The following is a 13,488-nucleotide window of genomic DNA, read 5'->3' on the forward strand; positions in this document are numbered from 1 at the left end:
CAGCGCGAAACGGGTGTGCAACGGGATGCAGCTACACTCGATGACATGCTGAAAATCGACACGCACGCACACATCCTCCCGCGTGACTGGCCGGATCTTGCCGGCAAGTACGCCGACGACCGCTTTCCCGTGATGACCCGCACCGGCGGCCACCACCGGATCTACAAGGACGGCAAGTTCTTCCGGGAGGTGTGGGAATCGGCGTTCGACCCACAGCACCGCATCGACGACTACGCGAAGTACGGCGTCGACGTCCAGGTCATCTCCACCGTGCCGGTGATGTTCTCCTACTGGGCGCCCGGCTATCAGGCGCTGGAACTGCACCGCCACCTCAACGACTCCATGGCCACCGTCTGCAACGACTACCGTCGTCACTACGCAGGCATCGGCACCGTGCCGCTTCAGGCTCCGGACATGGCCATCCGCGAGATGGAACGCTGCCTGGATGAGCTGGGCCTGCAAGGCGTGCAGATCGGCTCGCACTGCAACGACTGGAACCTGGACGCCCCCGAACTCTTCCCCTTCTTTGAAGCGGCCGCCGACATGGGCGCGGCGCTTCTGGTGCACCCCTGGGACATGATGGGCAGCGCCGGCATGCCCAAATACTGGCTGCCGTGGCTGGTCGGCATGCCCGCCGAACAGTCCCGTGCGGCCTGCTCGCTGGTGTTTGGCGGCGTGCTGGAGCGGCTGCCCAATCTGAAGATCATGCTGGCTCACGGGGGCGGCAGCTTCCCCTATTCCATCGGCCGCATCGAACACGGTTTCCGCATGCGTCCGGATATCGTGGCCACCGACAACGCGCGCAATCCCCGCGAGTACCTTTCGCGGCTGTATTTCGACTCCTGCGTGCACGATCCGCTGGCGCTCCGGTATCTGCTGGATGTGACCGGCGTCGAGCGCGTGATGCTCGGAACCGACTATCCTTTCCCGCTTGGGGAACAGGTGCCCGGAAGCGGGATCGAGGCACTGGGGCTTGATGACACGTCCCGCGCGCGCCTGTTTCATGGCACTGCGCTGGAGTGGCTGGGTCTTCCCGCATCCCGCTTCCCGTCCTGACAGGAACCGCGCATGACCCGTAGTCTGAGTGTGCTTGCCACCGCGCTGCTGCTTGGCAGCTCCACCGCCTTTGCGGGCGACGTGCAGATGGCCGGAGGCACCGTCCGCTTCTCCACGCCCGACACCTGGCTCAGCATCATGCAGACCGATGGCGATCCGGAAGTTCAGGTATTCCAGGTGCCGGACCCGTCGCCTTCCGCCAGCACCATGGCGCGCGTGACCGTCACTGTGAAACAGGTGAGCAATCTGTCCGCTTTCAACCAGTATGTGGACGGCTTCGTGGTGCGCGCCAAAGGCATGAAAGGCTATGCCGCCGGCAAATCCGCCACGGCCAACGACTTCCTCTACACCGCCGAAGAAAGCGGCGTGAAGGTAAGCTATCGCGAGCGTTACTGGTTTGCGGGCAATCGCGCCATCCAGCTGCGCTGCGCACGTCCCAGCGGCACCGCCGCGTGGAACGCGGCGTTCGACCGCGGATGCGACGATGTCGCGGCGCGCATGACCCTCTGAAGAATTTTCCATGACCTCTTACGAAGCCACCCGCGCCTGGGCCGACGCCCGGGACGCCGCTGATCCGCTGCGGTCATTCCGCGACGAGTTCCTGATCCCGCCACACCATGGCGCCGACAGCCTGTACTTCTGTGGCAACTCGCTCGGCCTGCAACCGAAAGCCGTGCGCGCCGCCATCAACGACGAGCTGGATCAATGGGGCACCGAAGCGGTGGAGGGCCATTTCCGTGGCCCGCTCCCGTGGCTGACGTATCATGAAACGGTTCGTGAGCATCTGGCCGAAGTGGTCGGCGCGCGGCCGGACGAAGTCGTGGCGATGAACACGCTGGGCGTGAATCTGCACCTGATGATGGTCAGCTTCTATCGGCCAACTGCGCAGCGCCCGGCCATCCTCATCGAAGCGGGTGCCTTCCCGACGGATCGCTATGCGGTGGAATCGCAGATCCGCTTCCATGGCTTTGATCCGGCCACGGCACTGATCGAAGTGGAACCGGACAGCGAAGGCGGCGGCATCTCCCAGGCCACCATCGAACGCGTACTGGCCGAACACGGCGCGCGCATCGCGCTGGTGATGCTGCCGGGCATCCAGTACCGCACCGGTCAGGCGTTTGACCTGAAAGCAATCGTGGACGCCGCACATGCGCGCGGTTGCGTGGTGGGCTTCGATCTTGCCCATGCGGTGGGCAACCTGCCGCTGCAACTGCACGACTCCGGCGCGGACTTCGCCATCTGGTGCAGTTACAAATATCTGAACAGCGGCCCCGGCGCCGTCGGTGGCGCGTTCGTGCATCAGCGCCACGGCAAGGCGGACCTTCCTCGGTTCGCCGGCTGGTGGGGTCACGACAGGGCCACGCGCTTCCGCATGGGTCCGCAGTTCGTGCCGACGCCGGGCGCGGACGGCTGGCAGCTGTCCAACCCGCCCATTCTCGCGCTGGCGCCCATGCGCATCTCGCTGGACATTTTCCATCGCGCCGGCATGGATCGCCTGGTCGCCAAATCGCGCGACCTCACCAGTTATCTGGAGTGGCTGGTACACACGCGGTTACCCGAAACCCTGGACGTGGTTACGCCATCGGATCCCACCCAGCGTGGCGCTCAGTTGTCCATTCGCGTGCGTGCCGGACGTGATGCCGGACGCGAGCTGTTCGAATACCTCATGGAACACGGCATCGTGGGTGACTGGCGCGAGCCCGACGTCATCCGCATCTCGCCCACTCCGCTGTACAACCGTTTCAGCGACTGCCTCGGCTTCACCGACGCGGTGGTTGCCTGGCGTGACCGCTGATGGCGGTCACAGACGTCTATCCGGCGCCCTATAGCGAACAGGGCACGGGCTTTGCCGTGCAGGCCGTGACGCACTGGCTGCGCACGGTGCCAGCACGCAGCGCCATGGGTCTACTGCCCGGCGGCCGCGATGTGGCGCTTCCCCCGGTTCCTGCGGGCCTTTCCCATCGCGGTCTTGAGGCCGTCACCAACGGCTACAAAATCAACAGCGTCGACGTCAGCGCCGCATGGCTTGCGGAGAACCGCACGATCAGCGACCGCTACGTCGCCGCGCTGATCGCCGTGCTTGCGCACCGGAGCGCTCGCCCCGACGGCTACTCAGGCATGCTGGCGATGCAGGGTGCGGTGGAAGTATTCGCCGGTCCCCGCATGGATCGCATCGACCTGTTCGCGGATGAGCCGGACACATTCCGCGCGCTGATCGACCTGCTCCGCCACGCACCAGCGGATATACGCACGCCCGTTGCCCACGCACCGGACGCCGGCGCATCACGCTACGACCATCCGGACTTCATCCTGGGCACGCAGGCATGGATCGACGGTCAGCGCGTTCTCATCGAATACGTATCCCAGGATACGGGCCGCCCGGAAACCGTGGCGCTGGATCGACACGCATTCGCCGATGCACTTGATCGTGCTTACTACGCGATGGCCAACGAATCGGATCGTCTGCGCGCCGCCCTGTCTCACTGGTTTCCCACCTGAACTGACATCGGATCGTTCATGAAGAAGTACTTTCTGGCGCTCGTCGCGCTCGGCGCCTTGCCCGCACACGCTGCATCGTTCGACTGCGCGAAGGCGCAGACCCCGACCGAGAAAGCCATTTGCGCCGACCAGAGCCTGGGCAGCCTGGACGATCAACTGGCGGAGGCATACAAGAGCGCACTGGATGCCTCAACCACCACCGAGGCGACGGCGCTTCGCGCCAGCCAGCGCATGTGGATGACGCAGCGCGATACGTGTGCTGCGCGGGCAGACTGCCTGCGCGACAGCATGACCCATCGTGCAAACGAGCTGGAGGCCGTCCGCGCGCGTTCTGCGAAAGCGCTGGACGCCGCCATCGCCCGCATTCCCAACGATCCCAAGGGCGCCGCCACGGTACTTCGCACGTACCGCGGCGGTCTGGCTTCCGCCTGGCTGGCCTACCTGCAACGCTTCGCGCCGGCTTCGGGCGTGACCGCAACGGAGGGTCAGAAGGCGTTCCAGACAGCACTGGCCGCCATCAGCGAAGACAGATTCGCGCACGGGATTGTTGCCGACATGGCGAAAGACCCCCGGAAATCCCGCGACGTCGTAGTACTGACGCTGTTGCGCATGCATATCGAACAGACAGAACGGCCTTACGTTCACTGCTTCGTGTTTGCACGACAAGGCGATGCCGCCTATCAGGCCATGGGCGGCCTCTACGGCTCGTCCCGTGACTCCTACGCGCCGGTATGCGAACCGGAGCCGGGACTCTTCGACCAGCCTGCATGGAAAGCACTGGCCGCCGCCGTCGGCCCCGCTGTCGATCTGGCCAGCGCCAGCGCAGGTACCATTCGTTTCGCCTCCTACGCCCAGTGGCGCATCGACGCCCTGCGAGCTACCACTGCACCCCGCGATTTCCTCAATCCCAAAGTTGCTGCCAAAGAAGACGCCACGGCCACCATCCGCGCATGGAAGGACGACGAGACCTGGTCACCGGGCAATCGCCAGAAAGCCCTGGCCGCCATCGGCCCCGCGCGCGACGCGACTGCCGCCTGGTTGCAGACACATCGCGGAATGTCGGCCGACGAAGCCAGACGCGTCGCTGCCGCCATAGTAAACACGTGGATATCGGAGCGACTGGACTTCGTCGACGAATCCGATAGCGCAGGATGAGCTTCACGGCGGGTGGGCGCTAACGGATTTGTCCTGTTCCCCGCACCACGAAACGTTCGACGGTCAGCGACTCGGCACCCATCGGGCCATAGGCATGCAGACGCGTCGTGGAGATGCCGATCTCAGTGCCGAGACCCAGCTCACCGCCGTCGCTGAAACGCGACGACGCATTGACCATCACAACCGCCGAGCGCAGCCCTCGCACGAAATGCTCCGCTACCGCTTCATTGCGCGTGGCGATCACTTCCGTATGGTCCGAACCAAAACGACGGATATGCGTCATGGCCTCATCCACATCCGCCACGACGCGCATCGCGATTACCAGATCCAGAAACTCCGCGCCGTAGTCGGTATTGTCGGCAGGCGCGAGGTCGGCGACAAACTCGCGCGAGCGCTCACACGCACGGACTTCCACGCCCCGCTCGCGCAGCGCGGCCACCGCAAGCGGCACGAAGCTCGCGGCGATATCCGCATGCACAAGCAGCGTTTCCAGCGCATTGCACACACCCGGGCGACTGGTCTTGCCGTTGATCAGCAGACCCAGCGCGAGGTCGACATCCGCATCGCGATCCACATACAGATGGCATACGCCCTTGTAGTGCTTGATGACGGGAACGCGTGCATGTTCGGTCACAAAACGGATAAGGCCCTCGCCGCCGCGCGGAATGGCCAGATCCACGATATCGACCAGCTGCAACAGCTCCACCATGGCATCGCGCGCGGTGTCACTCATCAGCGTCAGGGCAGCCGCGGGCACGCCGTGAGCGGGTAGCACCGAGCGCATGGCATCGGCGATGGCGCGATTGGAATGCCGCGCATCCGACCCTCCACGCAAGATCACGCCGTTGCCGGCCATCAGGCAGAGCGCGGCCGCATCGGCCGTGACGTTGGGGCGAGCCTCATAGATCATGGCGATGACGCCCAGCGGCACGCGCACGCGCTGCACACTGAGCCCATTGGGACGAACCTCGGTGCGGGTCACCTGCCCCACCGGGTCGGGCAGCATGGCAACCGTTTCGATGGCGGCAACCATCGCCTCGAGCCTCGCCGGGTCCAGCCGAAGCCGGTCGAGCATCGCGGGCGCCATGCGCGCGGCCTGGCCCTCGGCCATGTCCTTCGCGTTGGCCACGAGCACCGTTTCGGCAGCGGCGGCCAGCGCGGCGGCCATATCGCAAAGCAGCGCCCGCCGGGCGGCGGTGCCGAGTGTGCCGACAGCCAGCGAGGCATCGCGGCAAGCCAGTGCATCGTCCCGAATCGACATGAGCCTCGTCTCCCGCTGAATCAAAGCGCGACCAGATCGTCGCGATGGATGATGTTTTCGCCGTAGCTGTAACCGAGTATGGACTCGATCTCGCGCGTGTGGCGCCCGAACAACCGATGGATATCGGTGGCCGCGTACTGACTGACCCCCCGCCCGATCACGCCGCCGTCGGGGTCGACAATCTCCACCACATCGCCACGCGCGAACTCGCCCTCCGAGCGCACGACGCCTCCAGGAAGCAGCGAGGCGCCCCGTTCGCGCAACGCGATGCGCGCACCCGCATCCACCACGATCCGCCCGCCTGCCGGTGCATGGCGCAACCAGTACTTTCGCGCGGCCAGCCGCGTGCGCGCCGCGTGGATACGCGTGCCGTACAGGCGCCCTTCGCCCAACGCCCGTGCCACCTCGCCACTGGTGCCGTCGAACAGCACGGTGTCGATACCTGCGGCTGCGGCTTTTTCGGCGGCTTCCAGCTTGGTGCGCATGCCGCCGGTTCCTGACCGCGTGCCACTGCCACCCGCCATCGCAAACAGCTCAGGCGTGATGGCCGCCACATCCGCGATGGGCACGGCGTCGGGCGACGTGCGCGGATTGGCGCTGTACAGGCCGCCGATGTCGCTGGCGATCATCAGCAGGTCGGCATCGACCAGCGCGGCGACGATGGCGGCAAGATTGTCGTTGTCGCCGAGCTTCAGCTCGTCGACGGCCACCGTGTCGTTTTCGTTGATGACGGGAATGACCCGAAGCGCGAGCAATTCGCGAAGCGTGCTACGCGCATTGAGATAGCGGCGGCGATGGCGCAGGTCGTCGTGCGTGAGCAGCACCTGGGCCACGGGTTCGTCGAAGAAACTCTGCCACAGAGCCATGAGGCGACTCTGTCCAATGGCGGCCAGCGCCTGGCGGGCGGGAAGCGCCGTGGGCGAGGAAGGGCCGGCCAGCGCGCGGCCCGCAGCGACGGCCCCCGAAGAGACAATGACCACGTCCCTCCCCTGCGCACGGCTCTGGCGCACGAATGCCGCCAGGGCGGCGGCGTAACGAGGACTCAAACCACCGTTGTCGGCAGCAAGCAGGCTGCTGCCGACCTTCAGTACCGCACGCCGCCAGGATGGCAGCATCTGTTCCTCGAACCGAATTGCCATCCCGCTCCCCTTTTACACGTCGATCAGCTCCGGCTAAGACGCGCGCGAAGCACGTCCAGACGCAGATCATGTCCGGCGCCCGGCGAGACACGCGCCGCCAGGCTGGATTCGGGCGTACGCCCCTCACCCGCCGACGCGGCCGTTTCCGCCGCCGCGCGATAGGCATCGCGGAACGGCACGCCGGCCACGGCCTGCTCGATAGCCACGTCCGTGGCGTACATGGCAGGTTCGATGGCGGCACGCATACGCTCGGCCTTCCATTCCATGCGGGCCAGCATGTCCGGCAGAAGTTCCAGCGCGGCCAGACCGTGTGTGAAGCCATGGAACAGCGAGCCCTTGGAGAACTGCAGGTCGCGCTGGTAGCCGGAGGGGAGCGACAGCAACTGCTCGATCTCCGTGCGCGCAGCGGCCACGGCCGCGTAGCTGCCACGCAGCAGTTCCACCACGTCCGGATTACGCTTGTTCGGCATGATGGACGAACCGGTGGTGTACTCGCCCGGCAGGCGCACGAAGTCGAACTCGGCTGTCGTGAACAGCGACAGATCCCATGCCAGGCGACGTGTATCGAGCAACGCCGTCCCCACGGCGTCCAGCGCTGCCATTTCAAATTTGCCGCGCGACAGCTGCGCGTAGATCGGCGAAATCTGCATGCGGGCAAAGTCCAGGCGCTGAGTCGTATGCTCGCGATCCAGCGCCACGTTCACGCCATAGCCCGCGGCCGTGCCCAGCGGATTGGCATCAATCCAGTCCAGTGCCTGGCGCGCACGCAGCGTGTTGTCGATGAAGGCCTCGGCGAATGCCGCGAACCACATGCCCGTGGACGACACCACGGCGCGCTGGATATGCGTATAGCCGGGCATCGGCAGGGCATCGCCAGCGGCACGATCCAGGCAGACCTCGGCCACCTGGCGGCACGTGGCTTCCAGCGTGGTGAGCTGTTCTTTCAGCCACAGACGCGTGGCCACCAGAATCTGGTCGTTACGGCTGCGACCGGTGTGCACGCGACGCCCAGCGTCACCCAGGCGTTCGGTCAGGCGCGCCTCGATGGCCGAGTGGCCATCTTCAAAGCGCTCGTCAAGAATGAACTGGCCCGCCGAAAAATCGGCAGCCAGCGCATCCAGTTCGCGCAGCAGCGCATCGCGTTCGTCGGTGGATACCACGCCGATGTTCGCGAGTCCTTCCACGTGCGCCTTGCTGGCGACGATGTCGTGCAGGAAAAACTCGCGATCAAGAACCACGTCGTTGCCGGCGAGGAAGCGCATGATGCGCGGATCGACCTTGCTGTCGGATTTCTGCCAGAGCGGCTGGGTCATCGTGATGGGCCTTTCAAACCGGAATGGAGGTGTATTCGTCAAAACCGAGCGTGCGGTTCACGTTCTGCATGGCCTGGGTGGCAGCACCCTTCAGCAGATTGTCCAGCGTGGCTACAACGACCACGCGACGGCCATCGGCAGACATCTCGAAGGCGCCGATTTCCACGTGATGCCTGTTGGCAATGCGGCTGACCCACGGCGCATCGTCCAGCACAGTGACGAGCTTTTCGTTCTTGTAGGCGCCATGGAAGCGTGCCACCACTTCATCGCGCTTCATGGGACGGGCGAGGTAAAGATTGGTCGTGACGGTCAGGCCGCGGAAATGAGGTGCAACGTGCGGCATGAATTCCACAGGCACGCCAAGGTGACGGCTGGCTTCGCGCTCGTGCATGTGACCGGTCAGCGAGTACGGCATGAGGTTGTCGCGGAGTTTTTCCGGGTCGTTGCGATCCGAGGGCGTGGTGCCCGCTCCCGAATAGCCCGACACGCCGAAGCACACGGGCGGTGCGGCCAGCATGTCCTTGATGGGAGCAATCGACAACTGCACAGCCGTGGCGTAGCAGCCCGGGTTACTCACGCGCTTCTCGCCGCGCCACCGCTCGCGATAAAGCTCCGGCAGGCCGTAATACCAGCGCTCGTCGAAGCGATAGTCGGCCGACAGATCAACGATGACCATATCGCCAGCTGCCGCGTCGATGGCTTCGACAAACGGCTTGGCCGCACCGTTGGGCAGAGCAAGGATGACCACGTTCACACCCGAGGCAGCAACCGCTGCCGCATCGAGATTCGTGAAATGAAGCTCGCCCTGGTAAGCCTCGTTGTGATCGGCCAGACGCTGGCCGGCGAGTTCACGCGACGACACGAAGGCAAGCTCAAGGCCAGGATGGTTCGCTACAAGGCGAATGAGTTCGGCGCCCGTGTGACCGCGCGCGCCGACGATACCGATGGTTTTCTTCGACATGGAATCAGTCCGTCAGGGTGGCGGCGCGCGTGCCGCTGTGGTTCACGCAGGCTTCGATATCGGCGAAGTTGTCCAGCCCATACCAGAACACCTTCCAGCGATCCTGCTTGAAGCAGCCGTCGGATTCAGCGTAGTAGAAATGATTGATGATGTTGCCGTGGCGCGAACGCCAGAACAGCTTCGGGTTTTCATCGCGCATCACCTGCCACACGGCGCGACCGAGGCCTTCGCCCTGGGCCTCGTCGAGCACGGCGAACTTGTCCAGGTACGCGAAGCCGCCCTCGTTGGTGAGGATCATCGCAGCGCGATAGTTTTCACTGACGTAGAGGCGATACAGCTTTGTGCGGCTGAAATAGTCTTCCACCAGCGTGCGGCCGAAGCTCGATTCAATGAGTTCGCGCATGCGCGTCAGGTCCACGCCCTCCCACGACTCGAAACGCAGCACGCGCTCACCGCGACGCACCAGCGTGCCCGAACCCTTGTGCGTGAACAGTTCCTTGGCAAGCTCGGACGGACGCGTGATCGACACCGACGAGGTCAGCGGCAGATCGTCCAGCAGGTCCTTGATCTGCTCGATCTTCAGGCGCATGCCCGAATGCAGCCACGGCTGCGCGAGCAACTGGTCGTATTCGGTGGAGAGGTTGATCGAGTCGATGATCTCGCCTTCGCCGTTCAACAGGCCGCCGGTGCCGGTAAGGAACACGATCTTGTACGGCTGCAACACGCGCACCAGTTCGTTTGCGGCGAAGTCCGCATTGATGTTGAGGATCTGGCCAGCGTCGGTTTCACCCAGGCTGGCGATCACGGGAATGGACCCCGCACGCAGGCTCGCCTCGATGGGAGCGAGGTTGATCTCGCGCACCTTCCCAACCAGACCGTAGGTTTCCGGATCGAGATAGTCGGCCGTGAACACACCGGACGGTACGGAGGTGGCGCGCGTATCGGCTTCCTGCAGTGCCTCGACCAGACGCAGGTTCTGCGACTGGAACACCTTGCGCACAATAGCCAGCGCTTCGGGTGTGGTTACCCGCAAACCATGAACCGTGTGCTTTTCGATGCCGGCAGCCGACAGCTCTTCGTCCAGCTGCGGACCCGCGCCATGCAGCACGATGGGCGTGAGGCCCACCTGTTGCAGGAACGCCAGCGACGAGGTCAGCGCGGGAAGATCATCGCGCAGCACGGCACCGCCCACTTTCACGACGGCAAAGCGCTTCGCATCCAGCTGCGAGAAGCGCTTCAGGTACTGCTGGATCTCGCGCGCGCTGCCCATGCTGGACAGCAGGCGGACGATGGTCTTGCGGGTGTGCTTATGCGTTTCCACTTTCAACGATCCGGTAGATGGTTTGCGCGTAGTGCTGCAGCTGGTCGAGAGCGACCCATTCGTCGGCCGTGTGCGCCTGGGCGATGTCTCCCGGGCCGTACACGAAGGAGGTGTAACCGGCAGCGGAGAACAGCGCTGCTTCGGTCCAGAAGTCCACGGCGTTGCCTACCGGAATCTCCAGTTCATCGGCAATATCGCGCGCGGCAAGGCGACGGGTTTCGGCCGAAGCCGTGTCGCCTGCGGGCAGCGAGTCGCCGCGGAAGGTTTCACCGAAGGTCACCGGCGCCGGCTCCACCAGCGTGCGGAAGGTTTCCAGCATCTGGTCCGGATTCATCGTCGGCAGCGGACGGAAGCCGAAACGGATGTCTGCGGTGGGCGCAATGACGTTGGCCTTGATGCCGCCTTCGACCTTGCCGATGTTGAAGCGCAGACCGGTGAGGCCGCCGAAGCGCTCATGCGACTGCGCCTGGACGAAGTCGAGTGCCGCCGCGCCCCAGCGAATGGCCTGATGCAGCGCGCTGTCGCTGGGCTTCTGGTCGCCGGAAGCGTGCCCTGCCCGGCCGCTGAAGCTCATCTGCACCGAATGGATGCCACGATGCGCCAGCACCGCTTCGCCCTTCGTCGGCTCGGCGACGATGATGGCGGCATAGTCACGTGGCGTCTTCAGGAAGCCCTCGATGCAACGCGCGTCGTTGGCTTCCTCGTCGGTGGACAGCAGCAGCGCCATGTCGCCCTGCGACGCGTTGGCTACCGCCACCAGCGCGGCCGCCGCGCCCTTGATGTCGCACGAACCCAGACCCACCGCGCGATCCGCGCCCACGCGCAGCTCGAACGGGCTGGCCGTCCAGTGCGGGGAGTCCGGCACCGTGTCCAGATGCACATTGAACAGATACTTCGGCTTGCCCCGCACCGCGTAGAGATTCACGGCACCGGCGCCGAAATCGACCACCTGGACTTCAAAACCCGGAAGTACCGAGGTCAGGTAATCGAAAATGCCACCGGTACCAATGGTTCGCGGCGGGTTGCGCGTGTCGAACCCGACCAGCGCGCGCAGATGGGTCAGGGTATCGTCCAGTAGCTTGTTCATGAGGTTCCGTTGATGGCGGCCAGTCCGGCCGCGTCCGTATAGACGTCCGGATGGTAACGCTCCATGAGCGTTTCCGGCCGGGTGGGACGGTTGAATCCGAACAGCTGATACAGCGTATGGGCATCCGATGTCGCCAGCATGAAACGACGCAGCCCCTGCAAGTCAGGACAGGCCATCACGGCTTCCATGAGCCGCTTTGAATAGCCCTTTCCTCGATGCTCTGGCAGCACGAACACATCGGCCAGATAGGCAAACGTGGCCCGGTCAGTCGTTACCCGCGCGAACGCGACCTGCTGATCGCCGAGGTAGCCGCCGAAACACAGCGAGTGTTCGATCGACCGCTCCACGATATCGCGGGAAATGCCCTTCGCCCATGCCGTCTGCGTGGAAAGGAAGGCATGCACGAGCCCGATATCGAGCTCGTGCTTTTCCATGCTGATCCGCAGCTCGCTCACTTGGTCTGACGATCCACTTCAGCCCACACCGTGGAGCTCATGCCGTAGAGCTTGATGAAGCCCTCGGCTTCCGCCACGCCCCAATCGGCTGCCTGTGCATAGGTAGCCTTCGAGGTCTGCAGGATATTCTTCGATTCGACCTTCACGGCATACACGGAACCGCCGCGCGTTTCGATGATGACCGTGCCATCGACCTTGCGCTGGGTAGAGACCAGATAGGCTTCCAGATCGGCCTTGATGGGGTCGTTGAAGAAGCCCTCGTATGCCACTTCCGTCCACTTGCGGCCAATTTCCGGCTTGAAGCGGTTCTGCTGCTTGCTGAGCACGGTTTCTTCCAGCGCACGATGCGCCGTGAGAAGCGCCGTGAGTGCCGGTGCCTCGAACACGATGCGGCCCTTCAGGCCGATGTTGGTATCGCCCGTGTACAAGCTGCGACCCACGCCGTACTTCGCCAGTTCATGGTTGAGGTACTGGAGAATTTCCGGACCCGACGCCGGCTTGCCGTTGAGCGACACTGCGGTGCCCTTCTCGAAGCCCAGTGAAATCTGCTTCGGTTCCACCGGCCATTCGCTGCGCGGTGCGCACCAGCCGATGGCGCCCTCACCCGGGATTTCCCATGCGTCGATTTCGCCGCCAGAGATGGTCACACCCAGAACGTTCTCGTTGATGGTGTAGTGCTTGGTCTTGGCGCGGACTTCAAAGCCCTTGTCTTCCAGGTACTTCTGCTCGTACGCACGGACCTGCGTGTGTTCGCGCTGAATTTCGCGGATCGGCGCGATGATCGTGTAGTCACCCAGCGCCTTTACCGTGAGGTCGAAACGCACCTGATCGTTACCCATGCCGGTGCAGCCGTGCGCGAAGAGCTTCGTGCCCAGTTCGTCGCAACGCTTCAGTGATTCCTGCACGATCAGGTAACGGTCAGACACCAGCAGCGGGTACTGGCCCTGATAGAACTCACCTGCCCAGATCAGCGGCGTGACGAAGCTGTCCCAGATGGCCTGGCCTGCGTCTGCCGTGCGATGCGAAGCGGCGCCCAGTTCGATGGCGCGCTGCTCGATGTACTCGCGCTCTTCAGCCGACACACCACCGGTATCAACGAACACGGTATGCACGTTGTAGCCGCGCTCCATGAGGTAAGGCACGCAGAAGCTGGTGTCGAGGCCGCCGGAAAACGCGAGGACGATATCTTTGCTGGACATGAGTGGAAAAGCTCCGGAAAGTCTTTAAGGGCGAGTCAGAAG

Annotated in this window: 13 protein-coding genes; 5 read left to right on the forward strand and 8 right to left on the reverse strand. The window is 64.2% G+C overall.

Annotation, left to right across the window (positions count from 1 at the left end):
* Window positions 1–45 precede the first annotated feature (45 nt).
* From FHW69_RS08730 to FHW69_RS08750, 5 genes are read left to right on the forward strand one after another with little or no spacing between them, the layout of a single operon-like run.
* A complete protein-coding gene (locus FHW69_RS08730) occupies window positions 46–1,056 on the forward strand; it encodes an amidohydrolase family protein (protein ID WP_183422651.1) in 1,011 nt (336 codons plus the stop codon).
* A 12-nt stretch (window positions 1,057–1,068) separates the two neighbouring features.
* The gene (locus FHW69_RS08735) at window positions 1,069–1,566 is read left to right on the forward strand and encodes a hypothetical protein (RefSeq protein ID WP_183422652.1); all 498 of its coding nucleotides are present in this window, start codon (window positions 1,069–1,071) and stop codon (window positions 1,564–1,566) included.
* A 10-nt stretch (window positions 1,567–1,576) separates the two neighbouring features.
* Complete coding sequence (gene kynU, locus FHW69_RS08740; RefSeq protein WP_183422653.1) at window positions 1,577–2,851, forward strand: kynureninase; 1,275 nt, start codon at window positions 1,577–1,579, stop codon at window positions 2,849–2,851.
* Window positions 2,851–3,555 (forward strand): hypothetical protein, encoded by a 705-nt coding sequence (locus tag FHW69_RS08745; RefSeq protein ID WP_183422654.1) that lies wholly within the window; start codon window positions 2,851–2,853, stop codon window positions 3,553–3,555. Before kynU ends, FHW69_RS08745 begins: the two co-directional genes overlap by 1 nt.
* A gap of 18 nt (window positions 3,556–3,573) precedes the next feature.
* Entirely contained in the window at window positions 3,574–4,710 is a 1,137-nt protein-coding gene (locus FHW69_RS08750; RefSeq protein ID WP_183422655.1) for a lysozyme inhibitor LprI family protein, read from the forward strand.
* A gap of 19 nt (window positions 4,711–4,729) precedes the next feature.
* Here FHW69_RS08750 and FHW69_RS08755 read toward each other — a convergent pair whose 3' ends face one another.
* Genes FHW69_RS08755 through FHW69_RS08790 form a run of 8 tightly spaced genes read right to left on the reverse strand, consistent with a single transcriptional unit; the run spans window position 4,730 to window position 13,446 of the window.
* The gene (locus FHW69_RS08755; protein ID WP_183422656.1) at window positions 4,730–5,971 is read right to left on the reverse strand and encodes a glutamate-5-semialdehyde dehydrogenase; all 1,242 of its coding nucleotides are present in this window, start codon (window positions 5,969–5,971) and stop codon (window positions 4,730–4,732) included.
* Window positions 5,972–5,991: 20 nt separating this feature from the next.
* A complete protein-coding gene (gene proB, locus FHW69_RS08760; RefSeq protein ID WP_183422657.1) occupies window positions 5,992–7,110 on the reverse strand; it encodes a glutamate 5-kinase in 1,119 nt (372 codons plus the stop codon).
* A 23-nt stretch (window positions 7,111–7,133) separates the two neighbouring features.
* Window positions 7,134–8,423 (reverse strand): argininosuccinate lyase, encoded by a 1,290-nt coding sequence (locus FHW69_RS08765; protein WP_183422658.1) that lies wholly within the window; start codon window positions 8,421–8,423, stop codon window positions 7,134–7,136.
* Between the two features lie 13 nt (window positions 8,424–8,436).
* Window positions 8,437–9,384: an N-acetyl-gamma-glutamyl-phosphate reductase gene (gene argC, locus FHW69_RS08770; RefSeq protein ID WP_183422659.1), complete on the reverse strand. Its 948-nt coding sequence runs from the start codon at window positions 9,382–9,384 to the stop codon at window positions 8,437–8,439.
* A 4-nt stretch (window positions 9,385–9,388) separates the two neighbouring features.
* Window positions 9,389–10,654 carry an acetylglutamate kinase gene (locus FHW69_RS08775; protein WP_255494736.1) on the reverse strand — a complete coding sequence of 422 codons (1,266 nt, stop codon included), beginning with the start codon at window positions 10,652–10,654 and terminating at the stop codon, window positions 9,389–9,391.
* Between the two features lie 37 nt (window positions 10,655–10,691).
* The gene (locus FHW69_RS08780; protein WP_183422661.1) at window positions 10,692–11,792 is read right to left on the reverse strand and encodes an acetylornithine deacetylase; all 1,101 of its coding nucleotides are present in this window, start codon (window positions 11,790–11,792) and stop codon (window positions 10,692–10,694) included.
* The gene (locus FHW69_RS08785; protein ID WP_183422662.1) at window positions 11,789–12,226 is read right to left on the reverse strand and encodes a GNAT family N-acetyltransferase; all 438 of its coding nucleotides are present in this window, start codon (window positions 12,224–12,226) and stop codon (window positions 11,789–11,791) included. The genes FHW69_RS08780 and FHW69_RS08785 overlap by 4 nt, the downstream gene beginning before the upstream one ends.
* Before the next feature lie 17 nt (window positions 12,227–12,243).
* Window positions 12,244–13,446 carry an argininosuccinate synthase gene (locus FHW69_RS08790; RefSeq protein ID WP_183422663.1) on the reverse strand — a complete coding sequence of 401 codons (1,203 nt, stop codon included), beginning with the start codon at window positions 13,444–13,446 and terminating at the stop codon, window positions 12,244–12,246.
* Between the last annotated feature and the right edge of the window lie 42 nt (window positions 13,447–13,488).

The organism is Luteibacter sp. Sphag1AF (genome assembly GCF_014192715.1).
Lineage (GTDB): Bacteria > Pseudomonadota > Gammaproteobacteria > Xanthomonadales > Rhodanobacteraceae > Luteibacter.

Coding starts and splice junctions, on each gene's coding strand:
- proB (WP_183422657.1), bottom strand. CDS start 7,110: ATGGCAATTCGGTTCGAGGAACAGATGCTGCCATCCTGGCGGCGTGCG.
- FHW69_RS08780 (WP_183422661.1), bottom strand. CDS start 11,792: ATGAACAAGCTACTGGACGATACCCTGACCCATCTGCGCGCGCTGGTC.
- FHW69_RS08755 (WP_183422656.1), bottom strand. CDS start 5,971: ATGTCGATTCGGGACGATGCACTGGCTTGCCGCGATGCCTCGCTGGCT.
- argC (WP_183422659.1), bottom strand. CDS start 9,384: ATGTCGAAGAAAACCATCGGTATCGTCGGCGCGCGCGGTCACACGGGC.
- FHW69_RS08735 (WP_183422652.1), top strand. CDS start 1,069: ATGACCCGTAGTCTGAGTGTGCTTGCCACCGCGCTGCTGCTTGGCAGC.
- FHW69_RS08785 (WP_183422662.1), bottom strand. CDS start 12,226: ATGGAAAAGCACGAGCTCGATATCGGGCTCGTGCATGCCTTCCTTTCC.
- FHW69_RS08775 (WP_255494736.1), bottom strand. CDS start 10,654: ATGGGCAGCGCGCGCGAGATCCAGCAGTACCTGAAGCGCTTCTCGCAG.
- kynU (WP_183422653.1), top strand. CDS start 1,577: ATGACCTCTTACGAAGCCACCCGCGCCTGGGCCGACGCCCGGGACGCC.
- FHW69_RS08745 (WP_183422654.1), top strand. CDS start 2,851: ATGGCGGTCACAGACGTCTATCCGGCGCCCTATAGCGAACAGGGCACG.
- FHW69_RS08765 (WP_183422658.1), bottom strand. CDS start 8,423: ATGACCCAGCCGCTCTGGCAGAAATCCGACAGCAAGGTCGATCCGCGC.
- FHW69_RS08790 (WP_183422663.1), bottom strand. CDS start 13,446: ATGTCCAGCAAAGATATCGTCCTCGCGTTTTCCGGCGGCCTCGACACC.
- FHW69_RS08750 (WP_183422655.1), top strand. CDS start 3,574: ATGAAGAAGTACTTTCTGGCGCTCGTCGCGCTCGGCGCCTTGCCCGCA.
- FHW69_RS08730 (WP_183422651.1), top strand. CDS start 46: ATGCTGAAAATCGACACGCACGCACACATCCTCCCGCGTGACTGGCCG.